At 59.3% G+C, this 17,565-nt stretch carries 17 protein-coding genes; 9 read left to right on the top strand and 8 right to left on the bottom strand.

Going from position 1 to position 17,565, the window contains the following annotated elements; translation table 11 throughout:
• The first annotated feature begins 144 nt into the window (after positions 1-144).
• From F8N44_RS13175 to F8N44_RS13160, 4 genes are all read left to right on the top strand, one after another.
• Complete coding sequence (locus F8N44_RS13175) at positions 145-921, top strand: IclR family transcriptional regulator (protein WP_150650588.1); 777 nt, start codon at positions 145-147, stop codon at positions 919-921.
• Positions 922-1,171: 250 nt separating this feature from the next.
• Positions 1,172-2,233 carry a Gfo/Idh/MocA family protein gene (locus tag F8N44_RS13170; protein ID WP_150650587.1) on the top strand — a complete coding sequence of 354 codons (1,062 nt, stop codon included), beginning with the start codon at positions 1,172-1,174 and terminating at the stop codon, positions 2,231-2,233.
• A gap of 2 nt (positions 2,234-2,235) precedes the next feature.
• Positions 2,236-3,051, top strand: coding sequence for a sugar phosphate isomerase/epimerase family protein (locus tag F8N44_RS13165; RefSeq protein ID WP_150650586.1), 816 nt, complete (start codon positions 2,236-2,238; stop codon positions 3,049-3,051).
• 116 nt (positions 3,052-3,167) lie between these two features.
• On the top strand, positions 3,168-4,046 hold the full coding sequence (locus F8N44_RS13160) for a DMT family transporter (protein WP_150650585.1): 879 nt from the start codon (positions 3,168-3,170) through the stop codon (positions 4,044-4,046).
• A gap of 121 nt (positions 4,047-4,167) precedes the next feature.
• Here F8N44_RS13160 and F8N44_RS13155 read toward each other — a convergent pair whose 3' ends face one another.
• Complete coding sequence (locus F8N44_RS13155; protein WP_150650584.1) at positions 4,168-5,505, bottom strand: MFS transporter; 1,338 nt, start codon at positions 5,503-5,505, stop codon at positions 4,168-4,170.
• A gap of 359 nt (positions 5,506-5,864) precedes the next feature.
• Here F8N44_RS13155 and quiC point away from each other — a divergent pair, with 359 nt between their 5' ends.
• Together quiC and F8N44_RS13145 are read left to right on the top strand one after the other, a co-directional pair.
• The gene (gene quiC, locus F8N44_RS13150) at positions 5,865-7,766 is read left to right on the top strand and encodes a 3-dehydroshikimate dehydratase QuiC (protein ID WP_150650583.1); all 1,902 of its coding nucleotides are present in this window, start codon (positions 5,865-5,867) and stop codon (positions 7,764-7,766) included.
• Positions 7,767-7,867: 101 nt separating this feature from the next.
• Positions 7,868-8,545 (top strand): TetR family transcriptional regulator, encoded by a 678-nt coding sequence (locus F8N44_RS13145; RefSeq protein WP_016986169.1) that lies wholly within the window; start codon positions 7,868-7,870, stop codon positions 8,543-8,545.
• 107 nt (positions 8,546-8,652) lie between these two features.
• Here the strand turns inward: F8N44_RS13145 and F8N44_RS13140 are convergent, their stop codons facing one another.
• From F8N44_RS13140 to F8N44_RS13125, 4 genes are all read right to left on the bottom strand, one after another.
• On the bottom strand, positions 8,653-9,507 hold the full coding sequence (locus F8N44_RS13140; RefSeq protein WP_150650582.1) for a shikimate dehydrogenase: 855 nt from the start codon (positions 9,505-9,507) through the stop codon (positions 8,653-8,655).
• 5 nt (positions 9,508-9,512) lie between these two features.
• Complete coding sequence (aroQ, locus tag F8N44_RS13135) at positions 9,513-9,953, bottom strand: type II 3-dehydroquinate dehydratase (RefSeq protein WP_008084592.1); 441 nt, start codon at positions 9,951-9,953, stop codon at positions 9,513-9,515.
• Positions 9,954-10,149: 196 nt separating this feature from the next.
• Complete coding sequence (trmA, locus tag F8N44_RS13130; RefSeq protein WP_150650581.1) at positions 10,150-11,229, bottom strand: tRNA (uridine(54)-C5)-methyltransferase TrmA; 1,080 nt, start codon at positions 11,227-11,229, stop codon at positions 10,150-10,152.
• Positions 11,226-12,521 carry an NCS2 family permease gene (locus F8N44_RS13125; protein WP_016986174.1) on the bottom strand — a complete coding sequence of 432 codons (1,296 nt, stop codon included), beginning with the start codon at positions 12,519-12,521 and terminating at the stop codon, positions 11,226-11,228. The genes trmA and F8N44_RS13125 overlap by 4 nt, the downstream gene beginning before the upstream one ends.
• Positions 12,522-12,743: 222 nt before the next feature.
• Here F8N44_RS13125 and F8N44_RS13120 point away from each other — a divergent pair, with 222 nt between their 5' ends.
• Positions 12,744-13,193, top strand: coding sequence for a DUF4879 domain-containing protein (locus F8N44_RS13120; protein ID WP_150650580.1), 450 nt, complete (start codon positions 12,744-12,746; stop codon positions 13,191-13,193).
• Between the two features lie 66 nt (positions 13,194-13,259).
• The gene (locus F8N44_RS13115; protein WP_150650579.1) at positions 13,260-13,805 is read left to right on the top strand and encodes a DJ-1 family glyoxalase III; all 546 of its coding nucleotides are present in this window, start codon (positions 13,260-13,262) and stop codon (positions 13,803-13,805) included.
• 12 nt (positions 13,806-13,817) lie between these two features.
• Here the strand turns inward: F8N44_RS13115 and F8N44_RS13110 are convergent, their stop codons facing one another.
• The 3 genes from F8N44_RS13110 to F8N44_RS13100 form a co-directional block, all read right to left on the bottom strand.
• On the bottom strand, positions 13,818-14,105 hold the full coding sequence (locus F8N44_RS13110; RefSeq protein ID WP_095048728.1) for a HigA family addiction module antitoxin: 288 nt from the start codon (positions 14,103-14,105) through the stop codon (positions 13,818-13,820).
• A gap of 14 nt (positions 14,106-14,119) precedes the next feature.
• Entirely contained in the window at positions 14,120-14,398 is a 279-nt protein-coding gene (locus F8N44_RS13105; RefSeq protein WP_122607875.1) for a type II toxin-antitoxin system RelE/ParE family toxin, read from the bottom strand.
• Positions 14,399-14,482: 84 nt separating this feature from the next.
• On the bottom strand, positions 14,483-15,721 hold the full coding sequence (locus tag F8N44_RS13100; RefSeq protein ID WP_150650578.1) for an MFS transporter: 1,239 nt from the start codon (positions 15,719-15,721) through the stop codon (positions 14,483-14,485).
• Positions 15,722-16,114: 393 nt separating this feature from the next.
• Here F8N44_RS13100 and F8N44_RS13095 point away from each other — a divergent pair, with 393 nt between their 5' ends.
• Complete coding sequence (locus F8N44_RS13095; RefSeq protein WP_102899941.1) at positions 16,115-17,563, top strand: cytochrome ubiquinol oxidase subunit I; 1,449 nt, start codon at positions 16,115-16,117, stop codon at positions 17,561-17,563.
• Positions 17,564-17,565 lie beyond the last annotated feature (2 nt).

Genomic DNA, 17,565 nt, shown 5'->3' with positions numbered 1-17,565 from the left:
ATTTGATTCCAGAAAATACCCAGTGCGGAAGTTGATCGACAAGTCTTGATCCAACAAAGCGGGCGTTTATCGAACAGACGGTTCCAGATTTCGCTTTGCCGCCGATGTCTTCTAGAATCGGCGAAATTTCCTTTGGATCTCCCCATGGCTGGCAGTCAAATCGAACGGGTTTTCAGCGTGCTGGAAAGCCTTACCAGTGATTCGCGCGGGCTGCCGATGCAGACCCTGGCCGAGCAACTGGATATTCCAAAAAGCGCGACACACCGCCTGCTCGCCGAGCTGATCCGTTTGGGCTACGTGCGGCAGAATCCGGAAACCTTGCGTTATCACTTGTCGACCAAACTGGTGGCGATGGGCTTTCAATACCTGTCGAGCAGCGGTGCCGACATCGTCCAGCCGGTACTCGACCGACTGGCGCAGGAAACCGGTGAACTGGTGCGTCTGGGCGTGATCGACGGCGAGCGCCAGACCTGGATCGCCAAGGCGCAAGGCGCGCGCAGCGGCCTGCGTTATGACCCGGACATGGGCCGCGATGCGCCGCTGTTCTATACCGCGTCCGGGCATGCGTGGCTGGCATGCATGAGCGATGCAGAGGCGTTGGCGATGGTCGAGCGTCAGGCTGCGGAAGTGCCAGTGGGTGTCGGGCCGAATGCGCCGCGCTCGAATATCGAACTGCTGGAGCGGCTGCGTCTGGCTCGTGAGCAGGGTTATGCCTGTGTTGAAGAAAGTTCGGCGGTCGGCACTTCGGCGATTGCGGCGGTGGTGAGGCATCCAACGGATGGTCGGGTGATCGGTGTACTCAGTATCGCCGGACCGAGTGCGCGAATGCCGGGGGCGCGCTTGCATGAGCTGGCGCCGTTGTTGCTGACCTTCACCGAAGAATTATCAGCAGCAAGCCTGGCCTCTGAATTGTTTATCTGATCCGAATTCACAATTCACATAGGCCCCCTGTGGGAGCGAGCCTGCTCGCGAAAGCGGTGTGTCAGTCACTTTTATTTCATTGACGTACCGCATTCGCGAGCAGGCTCGCTCCCACATTTGATTTTGAGTTGTTCAGGAAAATTGTGCGGTGTTCGCACGGTTCTGCGGTTGATGGGTGTTTGATTCTGGAACTCGGTTCTAAATTGTTTCTGGAGTGATATTCCAACAACAATCACAAAAGGACCGTACCTTGAATTCGCCCCTTCGAATCGCCCTCATCGGCGCCGGCAACATGGGCCAGCAACATTATCGGCACCTGCAAACCCTCACCGAAGCGACGCTGTGCGCGGTGGCTGATCCTGGGCCGCAAGCCGCAGCTCTTGCAGCTGAATGGGGTGTCAGGCATTTCGCCGATCATCGTCAGATGCTTGAGCTCATCCGGCCAGACGCAGTCATCGTCGCCAACCCGAATAATCAACACGTCAGCACCGCACTCGATTGTCTGGCGGCGGATGTGCCGGTGCTGCTGGAGAAGCCGGTCGGGGTGCACATCGATGAAGTGCGCAAACTGGTTGCTACGGTTAAAAGCAGCGGCGTGCCAGTGCTGGTCGGCCATCACCGGCGCCACAACCCACTGATCGTGCGCGCCCGTGAGCTGGTGCAGAGCGGGGCGCTCGGGCGGTTGACCACGGTGACCGCACTGTTTCAGTTGCGCAAGCCGGACAGCTATTTCGAGATCCCGTGGCGCCGCGAACCGGGTGCCGGGATGTTGCTGACCAACCTGATTCACGACCTCGATCTGTTAAGGCATCTGTGTGGTGAAGTACGCTCGGTGCAAGCGGTCACCGACAACACCGTGCGCGGTTTCGCCAACGAAGACAGCGCGGCGGTGTTGCTGCAATTCGAGGGTGGCACATTGGGAACCCTGAGCGGGTCCGACGCAGTGGCTGCGCCTTGGAGTTGGGAGCTGGATTCCGGTGAGAACCCGGTGTATCCGCGTCAGGCCGATCAGCCCTGTTATCTGCTGGCCGGGACCGCTGGCGCCTTGAGCATTCCGCAACTCAAGCGTTGGCATTACGCCGCTGATCAGGTCGACGCCGGTTGGCATGAACCGTTGTTGCTGGTCGAAGAGTCCTACAGCGGTGACGATGCTTTGCGCTTGCAGTTACAACATTTCGTACGCGTCGCGCGGCGTGAAGTCGAGCCGCTGGTGAGCGCGGCCGACGCTGCGCGCACTTTGGCGCTGATAGAGGCCATACGCGAGGCCGCCGCCACGGGCCGTACCTGCACCCCTGTGTTGATCGAGGCTTGAACATGAGTGAACGAATCCTGTCCCTGGCCAGCCTCACAGTGCTGGAGCTGTCGCCACCGCAAATGGTTGAAGTGGCTGCGCGTGCCGGTTACAGCCATGTCGGCTTGCGCCTGGAACCGGCGACGCCTGAGGAATATCACTTTCCGTTGGTAGCCGATGGTGATTTACGGCGTCAGACATTGGCGCAGTTGCGTGACACTGGCATCTGCGTGCTGGACGTGGAAATCCTCCGTTTGAAGCCGCACACCGTTGTCGCCGATTTCGAGAAACTTCTGACGGTCGGCGCGGAATTTGGCGCTACGGAATTACTGGTCGCCGGTAACGATTCTGACGAACAGCGGCTGACCGAGAACTTTGCGGCGCTGTGTGATTTGGCGGCGCCTTACGGGTTGCACCCGCATCTGGAGTTCATGCCCTGGACCGATGCGCGCGATCTTCAGCAAGCGCTGCGCATTGTCGAGAACGCGGATCGGGAAAACGCTGCGGTGCTGATTGATGCGTTCCACTTTGATCGTTCGGCATCACGTTTGGAGGATCTGGCTAAAGTGCCAGCGTCGCGTCTGCGTTATGCGCAATTATGTGATGTGGCGGGACCGCGACCGTCAGACATGGCCGAGATTTTGCGTCAGGCGCGCAACGAGCGGCGGTTTCCCGGCGAAGGCGATTGCGACTTGCTCGGGTTGTTGAAAGCGTTGCCGGCTAATATCCCACTGAGTCTGGAAATTCCCACGGTGAAACTGTTGGAGCAAGGGGTGAGTGGACTGCAGCGGGCGCAGATGGCGATTGATAAAACCCGGGAATTGTTGGCGCGGCTGTGAGCGGTGCTGCGCATCTATCGCGGGCAAGCCACGCTCCCACAGGAATGGCATCGTCCATGTCAAACGGGGCTTGCCTGCGAAGCTTTTGATTTTTTATGGCAACACAAGGAAATCCAATGACCGTCAGCACCCCGCTTTCCGGAGTCAACCAACCCTTCAAGGGGATCTTGCTGATTGTCGTGGCAACCTTCCTGTTCTCCAGTCACGACGCGCTGTCGAAATACCTGTCCGGTTTCTATCCCATCGTGATGGTGGTCTGGGCGCGCTATCTGGTGCACACCTTGCTCATGGCGGGGATTTTTCTGCCGCAATCCGGGTTACGCGTCCTACGCACAAAGAAGCCGTTGTGGCAGTTGGTTCGGGCACTTTGCCTGCTCGGCACCAGTCTGTTTTTCACCACGGCGCTGTTGTACATCCCATTGGCGGAAGCCACGGCGGTCAACTTTCTTGCGCCGGTCCTGGTGACAGCATTGTCAGTGCCGCTGCTCAAAGAGCGGGTCACACGTGGCCAATGGATTGCAGTGATTTGCGGTTTTATCGGCGTGCTGATCATCGTCCATCCCGGCGGTGAGTTGTTCACACCGGCGGTATTGCTGCCGTTCTGTTCGGCGCTGTTTTTCTGCTTCTATCAGTTGCTGACGCGCAAGCTCGCCGAAATCGATAGCCCGACCACCAGCAACTTTTTTGCCGGGCTGTGCAACACACTGGTAATGAGTGCGCTGGTACCGTTCTTCTGGCAGGTGCCAACGCTGACCCACGCCGGGCTGATGCTGGCGCTGGGCAGTTGCGGGATGACCGCGCATTTGTTTTTGACCCAGGCGTTTCGTCATGCGGCACCGGCGCTGCTGGCGCCGTTCGGTTATTGCCAGATCGTGTTCGCGGGGTTGTTGGGCTGGTTGCTGTTCAATCACACGCCGAGTCTGTTGACGATTATCGGCATCGCAGTGATCTGTTGCAGCGGACTGGCGGCAGCGTGGCAGCAGAGCCGTCGCTGAATAAAATGATCTGCCCTTGTGGGAGCGAGCCTGCTCGCGAAGACGGTGAGTCAGTCAACATTGATGTTGAATGAAAGTCCGCATTCGCGAGCAGGCTCGCTCCCACAGGGTATTAGTTGTTTTATTCGGTGACGGTCGGAATCTTGCGCGGTGCCATGAAGTACATCCACGTCAGCGCAATGAAGTACATCGCCGGAATCAGGGTGAACAACACGGTGTAGTTGTTGTTGGTCACAGTGAGGATGTGGCCGACGATCTGGGTCATGAACATCCCGCCGATCGCTGCGCACATACCACCGAAGCCAAACACCGTGCTCATCATGTGCTTGGGCGTGTAGTCCATCACCAGGCTCCAGATGTTCGCCGTCCAGGCCTGGTGCGCACCGATGGCCAGAGAGATCGCCGCGACTGCAACCCACAGATTGGCTGAACCGGCCGCCATGACCACGCCGATGATGCAGCAGGCAAACAGGAACATCGACAGCAGGCGCGCCTTGATCGAGTTCATCCCGCGACCGATCAGGAACGAAGACAGAATGCCGCCGCCGACGCTGCCGAAGTCAGCCGTCACGTAGATGATGATCAGCGGAATACCCATCTGGGTGACGTTGATGCCCAGGTTGTATTGCTGATTGAGAAACGGTGGCAGCCAGTACAGGTAGAACCAGAACACCGGTGCGGTCAGCGAGTAGGCGAGGGCGAAGGCCCAGGTGCCGCGCATACGGAGGATTTTCGAGAACGGCACGCGGGCCTGTTCCGGTTCGACTTCTTGCTGGATGTAGTCCAGTTCGGACTGTTTGACGCTCGGGTGATCTTCCGGGTTGAAGTACTTCAAACCCCAGAACAGCAACCAGATCCCGCCCAGTGCCGACATGCACAGGAACGCCGCTTGCCAGCCCCAGACGTGCAGGACCAGCGGCAGCAGCATTGGCGTGAACATCGCACCGACGTTGGTACCGGCGTTGAAGATGCCGGTGGCAACCGCACGTTCACCAGCCGGGAACCACAGGCGTGTGGTTTTCACGCAGGCCGGGTAGTTCGCCGCTTCGGTGAGACCGAGGATAAATCGGCAGACCATGAAACCGACGGCCGAAGTCGCCAGACCGTGGGCACCGGTGGCCAGGCTCCACAGCAGCACAGCGCAGAAGAACACGCGTTTGACGCCGACCCGGTCGATCAGTCGGCCTTGCAGGACGAAACCGATCGCGTAGCCGACCTGAAACCAGAAGTTGATGTTGGCGTAATCCATCGCCGTCCAGCTCATTTCCTTGGCGAGGATGGGCTGCATGACGCCGAGGGCGGCGCGGTCGATGTAGTTCAGGGTAGTGGCGAAAAACACCAGCGCCAGCATGCCCCAACGGGTCTTGCCGACGGCCATGGCGCCGCGGATCTTGTCGCCGATGCCACCCGAGGCAGTGCTCATGGCCGGAGCCATGCGGGAAGTCTGTGAAGGAATCATGTGTTCCACCCGTTTTTGGATTTGTTATTTGGTGTGCTTTTTTCTTTGCACGCTGCGACCGGTGGTTCAGATCCGGACTCAATGTGCGGTCGATGTTGGGCAGTGGACGAAAAATCGTCAATTCGCCAAACCGCCATTGTGTTCGATAATCGCACGCAAAACTAACCGGGTAGTACACTTTAAATTGCTGCCGCGTTCGATGCAGCCAATAATTTCCCTACTATAAAAACCCATCCCATGTAGGAGCTGCCGCAGGCTGCGATCTTTTGATTGTGCTTTTGACGAATAAAGATCAAACGATCGCAGCCTTCGGCGGCTCCTACAGTAAAGATAAAGCGGCGCAGTCCGGGAGTTGAAACATGCAGCGTTCCATTGCCACCGTTTCCTTGAGCGGCACCCTGCCGGAAAAACTCGAAGCCATCGCCGCCGCCGGGTTCGACGGGGTGGAGATTTTCGAAAACGACCTCCTGTACTACGACGGCAGTCCGCGGGAAATTAAACAGATGTGCGCCGATCTCGGCATCGCCATCACCCTGTTTCAGCCGTTCCGCGATTTCGAAGGCTGCCGCCGCGATCGCCTCGCGCGCAATCTCGAGCGGGCCGAACGCAAGTTCGACCTGATGCAGGAACTGGGCACCGATCTGGTGCTGGTCTGCAGCAATGCCTCGGCCGACAGCGTCGGCGATCAACAAATTCTAGTCGATGACCTGCGCTTGCTGGCAGAGCACGCCGGTGCACGCGGCTTGCGCATCGGTTATGAAGCGCTGGCGTGGGGCCGTCACGTCAACACTTATCAACAGGTCTGGGACATCGTGCGTCAGGCCGATCACCCGAACCTTGGCGTGTTGCTCGACAGCTTTCATACCTTGTCGTTGAAGGGCGATCCGCGCGCTATCGCCGACATTCCCGGCGACAAGATCTTCTTCGTGCAGATGGCTGACGCGCCGATTCTGCAGATGGATGTGTTGGAGTGGAGCCGGCACTTCCGCTGCTTCCCTGGGCAGGGCGAGTTCGATCTGCCGGGGTTCCTCGCGCCGATTATTCAAAGCGGTTACACCGGGCCGCTGTCGCTGGAAATCTTCAATGACGGCTTTCGCGCCGCGCCGCCACGGGCCAATGCCGCCGACGGTTTGCGTTCGCTGCTATATCTGGAAGAGAAAACCCGCCAGCGTCTGGAGCAGGAAACCAAACCTGTGGCCAACCGCGAAATTCTCTTCGAAACGCCGAAGGCCAGCGAGTACAACGGCATCGAGTTTCTTGAGTTTGCCGTTGATGAAAGTCTCGGCGCCAAGCTGTCGAACTGGCTGGAGCGCCTCGGGTTCGTCAAGGCCGGGCAGCATCGTTCCAAGAGTGTCAGCCTGCTGCGTCAGGGCGATATCAATCTGATCCTCAACTCCGAACCGTATTCGTTTGCTCACAGCTTTTTCGAGGCTCACGGCCCGTCGCTGTGCGCCACCGCCGTGCGGGTCAAGGACAGCGCCAGTGCGCTGGCCCGCGCCGTCGCCTACAAAGGTCAGCCCTATCGCGGACTGGTCGGCCCCAATGAGCTGGAGCTGGCGGCAGTGCGCGCCCCGGACGGCAGCCTGATCTATCTGGTCGATGAACTGGCTGATGTCTACGGCACCGATTTCAATCTGCTGGCCGATGCGCCGGCACGCGGTGGTCTCAAGCGTATCGATCACATGGCCATGGCGCTGCCAGCCGACAGCCTCGACAGTTGGGTGCTGTTCTACAAGAGCCTGCTGGATTTCGAGGCGGACGATGAAGTGGTGCTGCCCGATCCATATGGTCTGGTAAAAAGTCGTGCACTGCGCAGTCGCGATAGCTCAATCCGCTTGCCGCTGAACATCTCCGAGAACCGCAACACCGCGATCTCCCATGCGCTGTCGAGTTACCGTGGCTCCGGCGTGCACCACATCGCCTTCGATTGTGACGACATCTTCGCCGAAGTCAGTCGCGCCAAAGAAGCCGGCGTACCGCTGCTGGATATCCCGCTGAACTATTACGACGATCTCGCCGCGCGTTTTGATTTCGACGATGAATTCCTCAGCGAACTGGCGTATTACAACGTGCTTTACGACCGTGACGCGCAGGGCGGCGAGCTGTTCCACGTCTACACCGAGCCGTTCGAAGGGCGCTTCTTCTTCGAGATCATCCAGCGCAAGAACGGCTATGCCGGTTACGGCGCGGCTAACGTCGCGGTGCGTCTGGCGGCGATGGCCAAATCACGCAGTGGCGCCGTTCGCCAGGCGAAGTTGTAGGAAATTCGTAAACGCGCGATTAAACACGGGCTGCGCGGCTTCCTTCACTGTGCTGCGCGGCCCATAATCGCCGCCTGTGCAGTGATGGCCGTGAGCCCGCAATGACGATGAATACAGAACTTTCCGCAGCTCCTGAAGTGTCCGCTGTAGAGCCGCGCAAGAGTCGCAAGAACAACCCGGAAAAAACCCGCGAGAACATCCTGCAGGAGGCGATCGTCGAGTTCGTCCAGCAAGGCTTGTCGGGGGCTCGCGTCGATGCGATTGCCGAGCGTATCCACACCTCCAAACGCATGATCTATTACTACTTCGGCAGTAAGGAGCAGTTGTACGTCGAGGTGCTGGAAAAGCTTTACGGCGATATCCGCAGCACCGAAAACCGTCTGCACCTGGCCGAGCTGGCGCCGGTTGAGGCGATCCGGCGATTGGTCGAGTTCACCTTCGATCACCACGACCGCAACGTCGATTTCGTGCGCATCGTCAGCATCGAAAACATCCACAACGCCGAATACGTGAAGCGTTCCGATGCGATCAAGGCGATGAACAACACCATTCTTGATTCACTCGGCGAGATTCTGCGTCGTGGCGCCGAAGAGGGTGTGTTCCGCGCGGGGCTGGATGCGCTGGATGTGCATTTGCTGATCAGCTCGTTCTGCTTCTATCGCGTGTCGAACCGGCACACATTTGGCGAGATCTTTCAGATCGATCTGCCGGATGAAAGCATCAAGCAGCGGCATCGCGAGATGATTTGCGAGTCCGTTTTGCGCTACCTGCAAGCCTGACGTATATCCCCTTGTGGGAGCGAGCCTGCTCGCGAAAGCGGTGTGTCAGTCAGTAAATATGTTGACTGAAGGTACGCCTTCGCGAGCAGGCTCGCTCCCACAGGTTTTTAGCCATTCATGCTTTGAAAATGCGCCAGCATTCGCTGCGCATCCGGCACCACGCCACTGAACAATTCAAACGCCTTCACCGCCTGAAACACCGCCATGTTACCGCCATCCAGCGTCCGGCAGCCCAGCGCGCGGGCGTTGCGCAGCAGTTCGGTTTCCAGCGGGAAGTACACAATCTCCGCCACCCACAATTCCTTGCGCAGCAGCTCGACCGGCACCGGCATGCCTGGCAGTTTGGCCATGCCCATCGGCGTGGTGTTCACCAGACCGTCAGCCTGATTCAGCGTGCTCGGCAGATCATGCCCGGCCACCGCACGACCAAAGCCAAAATGCTCATTGAGATTATTCGCCAGGCTTTCGGCGCGCTCACGGTCGACGTCGAAAATACTCAGTTGCTGTACGCCTTCGCTCAATAGGGCGTGGGCCACCGCCGCGCCCGCACCACCGGCGCCCATCTGGACCACACGTTCACGGGCAGCGTCCTTCAGCCCCCGGCGAAAACCCTCAGCGAAACCGAGACAGTCGGTGTTATGGCCAACACGCTTGCCGTCCTTCAGCACCACTGTGTTCACCGCGCCGATGCCTTTGGCTTCCGGCGACAGTTCATCGAGCAGCGGGATGATCGCTTGCTTGCACGGGAAAGTGATGTTCAGCCCGGTATAATTCATCCGCTCGGCCGCCAGCAGCAGGTCGGAGAGGGCGGTGCTGTCCATTTTCAACTGATCGAGATCGATCAATCGATAGAGGTAGCGCAGACCTTGGGCATCACCTTCGTGCTCATGCAGCGCTGGCGTGCGCGAGGCCTGAATGCCGGCGCCGATCAGCCCGGCGAGTATTACGTTAGAGCGAGACATGCGCGTTACCCCTTCAGCCGCTGGCTGAAATGTTCCAGTGCCAGTCGATAGCCGTGACTGCCAAAACCGGCCATTACCGCCGTGGCAATTGCCGAGACAAACGAGTGATGACGAAACGGCTCGCGGGCGTGGACGTTGGACAGGTGTACTTCGATCACTGGCAATTCACTGGCAACCAGTGCATCGCGAATCGCCACCGAAGTGTGCGTCCACGCCGCCGGATTGATCACGATCCCGGCGCAACGACCGCGAGCCGCGTGAATCCAGTCGAGCAGTTCGCCTTCGTGATTGGTCTGGCGAAACTCCACGGCCAGGCCGAATTCTTCCGCAGCGCGACCGCACAACGCCGAGATGTCCGCCAGGGTTTCGTGACCATAAGTCGCCGGCTCGCGGGTGCCGAGCAGGTTCAGGTTCGGGCCGTTGAGCACCAGAACGATAGGGGGCATGAGGGGTAACTCCACTTATTGTTTTTGGCTTTGGCCGAGGGTTTCAGCCTGTGGAGATAAAATGTACTAGATGGTTACCATGGTCAATTGAACAAAAAAGGCCTTCGCGATTTATGTTCGGTGATCGCACAAACAAATGAGCGCCCACAAAAAAGCCGTCAATCACGACGGCTTTTTCGTATCTGCTATGGCGCAATCAACGCCGGGTCAGCAACACACCCGATTCCATGTGATGCGTCCATGGGAACTGGTCAAACAACGCGCACTGGGTAATACGGTGCGTGTCGTGCAACTGGGCGATGTTCGCCGCCAGGGTTTCCGGGTTGCAGGAGATGTACAGGATGTTGTCGAAGCGACGGGTCAGCTCGCAGGTGTCCGGGTCCATGCCGGCGCGCGGCGGGTCGACGAACACACTGCCGAACTCGTAGCTCTTCAGGTCGATGCCTTGCAGGCGACGGAACGGGCGCACTTCGTTGAGCGCTTCGGTCAGTTCTTCGGCGGACAAACGCACCAGAGTGACGTTATCCACAGCGTTTTCGCTGAGGTTGCTCAATGCAGCGTTGACCGAGGTCTTGCTGATCTCGGTGGCCAGCACTTTGCGCACGCGCGTGGCGAGCGGCAGGGTGAAGTTGCCGTTGCCGCAGTACAGCTCCAGCAAGTCATCAGAGCGATCGCCCAAAGCTTCATACGCCCAGTTGAGCATCTTCTGGTTCACCGTGCCGTTTGGCTGGGTGAACGCGCCTTCCGGCTGGCGATAGCTGAAGGTGCGACCGCCGACTTCGAGTTTCTCGACCACGTAATCGAGGCCAAGCACTTCGCGTTTGCCCTTCGAGCGACCGATGATGCTGACGCCGAGATCCGCCGCCAGCTTCGTCGCCGCTGTATGCCAGTGTTCGTCCAGCGGACGGTGATAGCACAGGGTGATCATTGCATCGCCGGCCAGCGTGGTCAGGAATTCCACCTGAAACAGCTTGTGGTTCAGCGCCGAACTGGCCTGCCATGCCGCCTTCAATTGCGGCATCAACTGGTTGATGCGCAGGCTAGCGATCGGGAATTCTTCGATCAGGATCGGCGTGCGTTTGTCGTCCTGAGCGAACATCGCGTAATGCCGCTCGCCACCCTCGCGCCACAGGCGGAATTCGGCGCGCAGACGGAAGTTCTGCAGCGGCGAGTCGAACACGGTCGGCTCGGGGGCATCGAACGGCGCCAGCAGATCACGCAAGCGCGTGACCTTGGCTTCTAGTTGCTCGGCGTAGGCCTGGGAATCGAAAGTCATGCGTTGAACCAACCCAACTTGATCACGAACAGAATCGACAGAATCACCAGCGCCGGGTTCAGCTCACGGGCGCGGCCCGACAGCAGCTTGATCACGGTCCAGGAGATGAAACCGAACGCGATGCCGTTGGCGATCGAGTAAGTGAACGGCATGGCCAGCGCGGTCACGACAACTGGCGCGGCAACGGTGATGTCGTCCCAGTCTATTTCCGCCAGGCCGGAAGTCATCAACACGGCGACGAACAGCAACGCCGGTGCCGTGGCGAAAGCCGGAACGCTGGCCGCCAGTGGCGAGAAGAACAGCGCCAGCAGGAACAGAATCGCCACAACGATGGCCGTCAGACCGGTACGGCCGCCCGCACTCACGCCGGCCGCGGATTCGATGTAACTGGTGGTGGTCGAAGTACCCAGCAACGAACCGGCCATGGCCGCGGTGCTGTCAGCGATCAGTGCGCGACCCATTTTCGGCATGTGGCCGTCCTTGCCCATCAGGCCGGCGCGCTTGGCGACGCCGATCAGGGTGCCGGAGTTGTCGAACAGGTCGACGAACAGGAACGCGAAAATCACGCTGACCAGACCGATGTCCAGTGCGCCTTTGATGTCCAGTTGCAGGAAGGTCGGGGCCAGCGAAGGTGGCATTGAGGTCACGCCGCCGAACGGAGTGAAGCCCATGGCGATGGACACGATGGTCACCGCGAGGATGCCGATCAGCACGGCGCCACGCACTTTCAGTGCTTCGAGGGCGACGATGAGGGCAAAGCCGAGGGTGGCGAGAATCGGTGCTGGCTGTTTCAGGTCACCGAGGCCGACCATGGTCGCCGGGTTGCTGACGACGATGCCGGCGTTGTGCAGGGCGATCAGCGCGAGGAAAAGACCGATACCGGCGGCGATTGCCGAGCGCAGCGGCAGCGGGATGCTGTTGATGATCCATTCCCGGATGCGGAAGATCGACAACAGGAAGAACAGCACGGCGGAAATGAACACCGCACCCAGCGCCACTTGCCAGGTGTGGCCCATGTGCAGAACCACGGTGTAAGTGAAGAAGGCGTTCAGGCCCATGCCCGGGGCGAGGGCGATCGGGTAGTTGGCGATCAGGCCCATGACGGTCGAACCGATGGCAGCCGCCAGACAGGTAGCGACAAACACCGCACCTTTGTCCATGCCGGTCTCGCCGAGAATGCTCGGGTTGACGAACAGAATGTAGGCCATGGCCAAGAAAGTCGTGATGCCCGCCAGAATCTCGGTGCGCACGTTGGTGTTGTGTGCCTTGAGTTGAAACAGCCTTTCCAGCATGTCTGCTCCCCGTGGCGCGCGTGGCGCCGTGAATGTATCGACCTCAACAGCAAAGCACAGACCGTCGCAAGCGCCTGAAAAATTGTGGTGGGCCGGAAAAAGCCGCGCATCATACCAGCAGCGTGAGGAATATGGCGGTTGTTGGTGTCGATCGTCGGCGAAGTTTTGCCTTGAAGCCAACTGCGCCATACTGCGCGCTGATTTTTTCGGGGTGGGGAACGCATGAGCAAGCGCTGGATGAACGCTTTCGGGTTAATCGCAACGCTGACGGCCGGGATGTCGATGGCCTGGGCGGCATCGGCACCGCCGTTGACGCAAGTGAAAGTCATCAAGGTGCAATCGCCTGCCTGCGGTCTTGAAGACATCGGCGATGGGCAGACGCAAACCCAATGCAATCACAGCGGACCGAATATCAAGGTTTACGTGCTCGAAGTCGGCTACGGCAAGAGCCAGCCTCAGGTCGCACTGGACGGTTTTGAAGTGAACGGCACACGTGCCCCGGTGTGTGCCTTTGATAACGGCAACCTGACCGAGTGCACTCCCGGCAACAAAACCGTCGGTTCTCTTTATACCTTTGATCTGGCGGGCAAGCAGGAAGGCACCTTCACCTTCAGCAACACCTCGATCAACGCGCCACGCAACACGATGTCGACCCAGCTTTACATCAAGTAACGGCTGTTGCAGCGCGATCCGGGTGAAGCTGACTACGCTTGAAGTATCACCCAGTGGATAGCGCCCATGACCTTTAGAGCCCTGATTACCCTCGCCGAGGGCATCGATGATCTGCAAAGCGTGACCCTGATCGACGTGTTGCGCCGCGCCGGGATTGAAGTTGTCGCCGCCAGTATTGAAGGACGACGCATGCTCACCTGCGCGCGTGGTACACGCCTGACCGCCGACGGCATGCTGGTCGATGTGCTGGCGCAAACCTTCGACCTGATCGTCCTGCCCGGCGGTGTTGTCGGTTCACAACATCTGGCCGCGCACCAACCTCTGCAACAGTTGCTCAAGGATCAGGCCAGCGCCGGACGCCTGTTCGCCGCCATCGCCGAATCCCCGGCCGTCGCCCTGCAATCCTTCGGCATGCTGCGCCAGCGGCGCATGACCTGCCTGCCCAGTGCCAGCCATCAACTCTCGGGCTGTACGTTTGTTGATCAACCGGTGGTGGTCGACGGCAACTGCGTCACCGCACAAGGCTCAAGCGCTGCGCTGGAGTTTGCCTTGACGCTAGTCGAGCAACTCGGCGGCAAGGCCTTGCGGGGGAAAGTGGCGGGGGAGTTGTAGTGGCTGGAGGTGTCAGGCGTGGACAGCGATCAGTTCGATAACCGGTTGCTCCCGATGCTCCGCTTGCCACAGATCGTAGTCGGTTTGTACGCCTAGCCACACACGCGCCTTGCCAATGCCGGCACGCTCAAGACGCACAGCCAGATCCGGACTGATTGGCGCATGTCCGTGTAATACACGGGAAAGATGTGGGCGCGCGAAGCCCAAGTGTCGGGCCAATTCGGTCACGCTGATGCCAAGCTCGGGCAAAACATCCATCAGCAGTGTTTCGCCGGGGTGTGGCGGGTTGTGCATGGGCATAAGCCTGCCTCCTGTCAGTGGTAGTCCAGATAATCGACCAGTTCGATATCCGAACCGACAAAACGAAAGATCACTCGCCAGTTGCCTGAAACGCTCAGCGACCAGTACTCCGTCAGTTCACCTTTCAATCGATGCAGGCGCCAACCCGGAAGGTCCAGATCTGCGGGAAGCGTAGCGCGATCCATGAACTGCAGCATGCGCGACAGCCGTTTTGCGTGGTCGGCACGAATCCCGCGAGTCGAACCTGTTTCATAGAAGCCTCGAAGGCCTTTGTGCTGAAAGGATTTGATCATGGGCTCGAGTGTAAGGCGATACATTACACTCGGTGCGGTAACTATGTACCGCACCTTTTCAGTTATTTTGTGTTTTGGAGGTTGTCAGACCTTCACCTCTTCCACCGGCACATGCATCCGATCCCGGTTAGCCAGCGTCGGGAACAACTTGATCCAAGTCGCGGTCACCACCAGCGTGCCGATCCCGCCCATCACCACCGCTGGCACAGTACCGAACCAATGGGCGGTGACGCCGGATTCGAATTCGCCCAACTGGTTTGAAGCACCGATAAACAGCCCGTTCACCGCGCTGACCCGGCCCCGCATTTCGTCCGGGGTTTCCAACTGCACGAAAGACGCGCGGATGACCATGCTGATCATGTCCGCCGCGCCGAGCACCACCAGCACCGCGAGGGAGAACCAGAATGAGGTCGACAGGCCGAAGGCAATGGTGGCGACGCCGAAGATGCCCACCGCTGTGAACATCACCCGACCGACATTGCGCTCCACGGCAAACCGCGCGAGGAACAGCGACATGCCGAGTGCGCCGACTGCCGGCGCCGAACGTAGCAGGCCGAGGCCCCATGGCCCGGTCAGCAGAATGTCTTTGGCAAATACCGGCAGCAGCGCCGTGGCGCCGCCGAGCAGCACCGCAAACAGATCCAGCGAAATCGCCCCAAGGATGTCCGGGCGGCTGCGAATGAAGCGAATCCCCGCCAGCAACGAATCCAGTGTGGCTTTGCCTTTGTTCAGCGGCGTTTGCCGCGCGGGCAGGTTGAGCATCAAGGTGCAGGCGATCACATAGAGCAGCACCGTCGGGCCATAAACCCAGACACTGCCGAACGCATAGAGCAAACCGCCGAGCGCTGGCGCGACGATGGTCGCCGACTGCTGCGCCGATTGCGCCGCCGCCACTGCCCGTGGGAACAGTGCGCTGGGCACGATACTCGGCAGCAGAGCCTGAGTGGTTGGCATTTCAAACGAACGGGCTGCGCCAAGCAGGAAGGCAAGGATGAAGATCATCTCGCGGGTGACGTGATCGGTGGCGCTACCGATGGCCAGCGCCAAGGCGATTAGCGCCTGCAGCGACTGACAGATTGCGGCGACTTTGCGTCGGTCATAGCGGTCGGCGACATGCCCGGTGTGCAGCATGAACAGCACGCGCGGCGCGAATTCGACCAGCCCGACCAGACCCAGATCGAGGACGTTGCCGGTCAATTGGTAGAGGTTCCAGCCGATCGCCACGGTGAGCATCTGAAAACCGCTGGCGGTGAAAATCCGCGCGAACCAGAAAGCGAGAAACGGGCGGTGATGACGTAACAGCAGGGGCGCTTGACTGGGCATCTGAAGGCAGGTCTGGTTCGAGGGGAATGCCGAGGTTATCACCAGTCTGTAACAGGAAGTTGCTATGACAAAAAATTTAGTTAGCCAGACATCGATTTCCGCAAGCTTGCCGCAAGAAATGTCTGGCAGAGCATCGCGGCTGCAATGAGGCAACTTGTCACGCGGCAAACGACCACGCAGTTCATCGGCAAAAATGGGACTACTCTTTCAACGTTGCTTGATCCAGATCAAGACCCCGAACGGAATTGATCCGGTGGCCAGTTGGCCAGACTCCCTGCGTTGCGATGGTTGTTTAAAAAGAACGAATCAGAATTCGCCGCACTCCATATCCGTGGGGGCAGTGGGTGCAGGCCTCCGGGTCCGCAGCCGGTACTACCTGACAGAGGAAGCCATATGTTCGGTTTAGAGGCACTAGATCTCGCCCGAATTCAATTCGCGTTCACCATCTCGTTCCACATCCTGTTCCCGGCCATCACCATTGGTCTGGCGAGTTATCTTGCGGTACTCGAAGGACTGTGGCTGAAAACCCGTAACGACACCTACCGTGACCTCTACCATTTCTGGTCGAAGATCTTTGCCGTCAACTTCGGTATGGGTGTGGTCTCGGGCCTGGTCATGGCCTACCAGTTCGGCACCAACTGGAGCCGCTTCTCGGACTTTGCCGGCGCCGTCACCGGGCCGTTGCTGACCTATGAAGTGCTCACGGCGTTCTTCCTCGAGGCCGGTTTCCTTGGGGTGATGCTGTTTGGCTGGAACAAGGTCGGGCGCGGGCTGCACTTCTTCTCCACGGTCATGGTGGCGATCGGCACGCTGATTTCGACGTTCTGGATTCTCGCTTCCAACAGCTGGATGCAAACCCCGCAGGGCTTCGAGATTGTTAACGGGCAAGTCATCCCCACCGACTGGCTGGCGATCATCTTCAACCCTTCGTTTCCGTATCGCCTGATGCACATGGCGACAGCGGCGTTCGTCGCCACGGCATTCTTCGTCGGCTCCTCGGCGGCCTGGCACTTGCTGCGCGGCAAGGACAACCCGGCCATCCGCACGATGTTGTCGATGGCGATGTGGATGGCGCTGATCGTCGCGCCGATCCAGGCAGTCATCGGCGACTTCCATGGTTTGAACACGCTCAAACATCAACCGGCAAAAATCGCCGCGATTGAAGGTCACTGGGAAAACCACGGTGATGAAGCGACGCCGCTGATCCTTTTCGGCTGGCCGGACATGAAAGAAGAGAAGACCAAGTTCGCCGTGGAGATCCCTTACCTCGGCAGCCTGATCCTGACCCACTCGCTGGACAAACAGGTGCCGGCGCTCAAGGAGTTTCCGCCGGAAGACCGGCCGAATTCGACCATCGTGTTCTGGTCGTTCCGGATCATGGTCGGCCTCGGTTTCCTGATGATCTTCACCGGTCTGTGGAGCCTTTGGCTGCGCAAACGCGACACGCTCTACACCTCGCGGCCGTTCCTGTATCTGGCATTGTGGATGGGGCCTTCCGGCCTGATCGCGATTCTCGCTGGCTGGTTCACTACGGAAATCGGCCGTCAGCCGTGGGTGGTCTACGGGCTGATGCGCACGGCGGATGCGTCTTCAAACCACAGCTTCATGCAGATGAGCATCACCCTGATCATGTTTGTGGTGGTGTACTTCGCGCTGTTCGGTGCGGGTCTCGGTTACATGATGCGTCTGGTGCGCAAAGGGCCGAAGATCAGCGAGGGCACGGAAACGCCGGACGGTGGTCCAGGCAAGAAACGCACACCGGCCCGTCCGTTGTCCGCTGCCGACGACTCGGCCGATGCCGATCACGGCGACGACGACATTCGCGTGACCAAGGAGATTTGACT

The sequence above is a fragment of the Pseudomonas fluorescens genome, from assembly GCF_902497745.1.
GTDB classification, from domain to species: domain Bacteria; phylum Pseudomonadota; class Gammaproteobacteria; order Pseudomonadales; family Pseudomonadaceae; genus Aquipseudomonas; species Aquipseudomonas fluorescens_BM.
The sequence above is the reverse complement of the archived record's forward strand: the minus strand, read 5'-3'. Positions and strand labels throughout refer to the sequence as shown.

What these genes read in the sequence shown, in the direction of transcription:
- F8N44_RS13145 (WP_016986169.1), top strand. Translation starts at nt 7,868, where the DNA reads ATGACGATGAATACAGAACTTTCCGCAGCTCCTGAAGTGTCCGCTGTA.
- F8N44_RS13110 (WP_095048728.1), bottom strand. Translation starts at nt 14,105, where the DNA reads ATGCCCATGCACAACCCGCCACACCCCGGCGAAACACTGCTGATGGAT.
- F8N44_RS13115 (WP_150650579.1), top strand. Translation starts at nt 13,260, where the DNA reads ATGACCTTTAGAGCCCTGATTACCCTCGCCGAGGGCATCGATGATCTG.
- F8N44_RS13155 (WP_150650584.1), bottom strand. Translation starts at nt 5,505, where the DNA reads ATGATTCCTTCACAGACTTCCCGCATGGCTCCGGCCATGAGCACTGCC.
- F8N44_RS13175 (WP_150650588.1), top strand. Translation starts at nt 145, where the DNA reads ATGGCTGGCAGTCAAATCGAACGGGTTTTCAGCGTGCTGGAAAGCCTT.
- F8N44_RS13125 (WP_016986174.1), bottom strand. Translation starts at nt 12,521, where the DNA reads ATGCTGGAAAGGCTGTTTCAACTCAAGGCACACAACACCAACGTGCGC.
- F8N44_RS13100 (WP_150650578.1), bottom strand. Translation starts at nt 15,721, where the DNA reads ATGCCCAGTCAAGCGCCCCTGCTGTTACGTCATCACCGCCCGTTTCTC.
- aroQ (WP_008084592.1), bottom strand. Translation starts at nt 9,953, where the DNA reads ATGCCCCCTATCGTTCTGGTGCTCAACGGCCCGAACCTGAACCTGCTC.
- F8N44_RS13120 (WP_150650580.1), top strand. Translation starts at nt 12,744, where the DNA reads ATGAGCAAGCGCTGGATGAACGCTTTCGGGTTAATCGCAACGCTGACG.
- F8N44_RS13095 (WP_102899941.1), top strand. Translation starts at nt 16,115, where the DNA reads ATGTTCGGTTTAGAGGCACTAGATCTCGCCCGAATTCAATTCGCGTTC.
- F8N44_RS13140 (WP_150650582.1), bottom strand. Translation starts at nt 9,507, where the DNA reads ATGTCTCGCTCTAACGTAATACTCGCCGGGCTGATCGGCGCCGGCATT.
- trmA (WP_150650581.1), bottom strand. Translation starts at nt 11,229, where the DNA reads ATGACTTTCGATTCCCAGGCCTACGCCGAGCAACTAGAAGCCAAGGTC.
- F8N44_RS13160 (WP_150650585.1), top strand. Translation starts at nt 3,168, where the DNA reads ATGACCGTCAGCACCCCGCTTTCCGGAGTCAACCAACCCTTCAAGGGG.
- F8N44_RS13165 (WP_150650586.1), top strand. Translation starts at nt 2,236, where the DNA reads ATGAGTGAACGAATCCTGTCCCTGGCCAGCCTCACAGTGCTGGAGCTG.
- quiC (WP_150650583.1), top strand. Translation starts at nt 5,865, where the DNA reads ATGCAGCGTTCCATTGCCACCGTTTCCTTGAGCGGCACCCTGCCGGAA.
- F8N44_RS13105 (WP_122607875.1), bottom strand. Translation starts at nt 14,398, where the DNA reads ATGATCAAATCCTTTCAGCACAAAGGCCTTCGAGGCTTCTATGAAACA.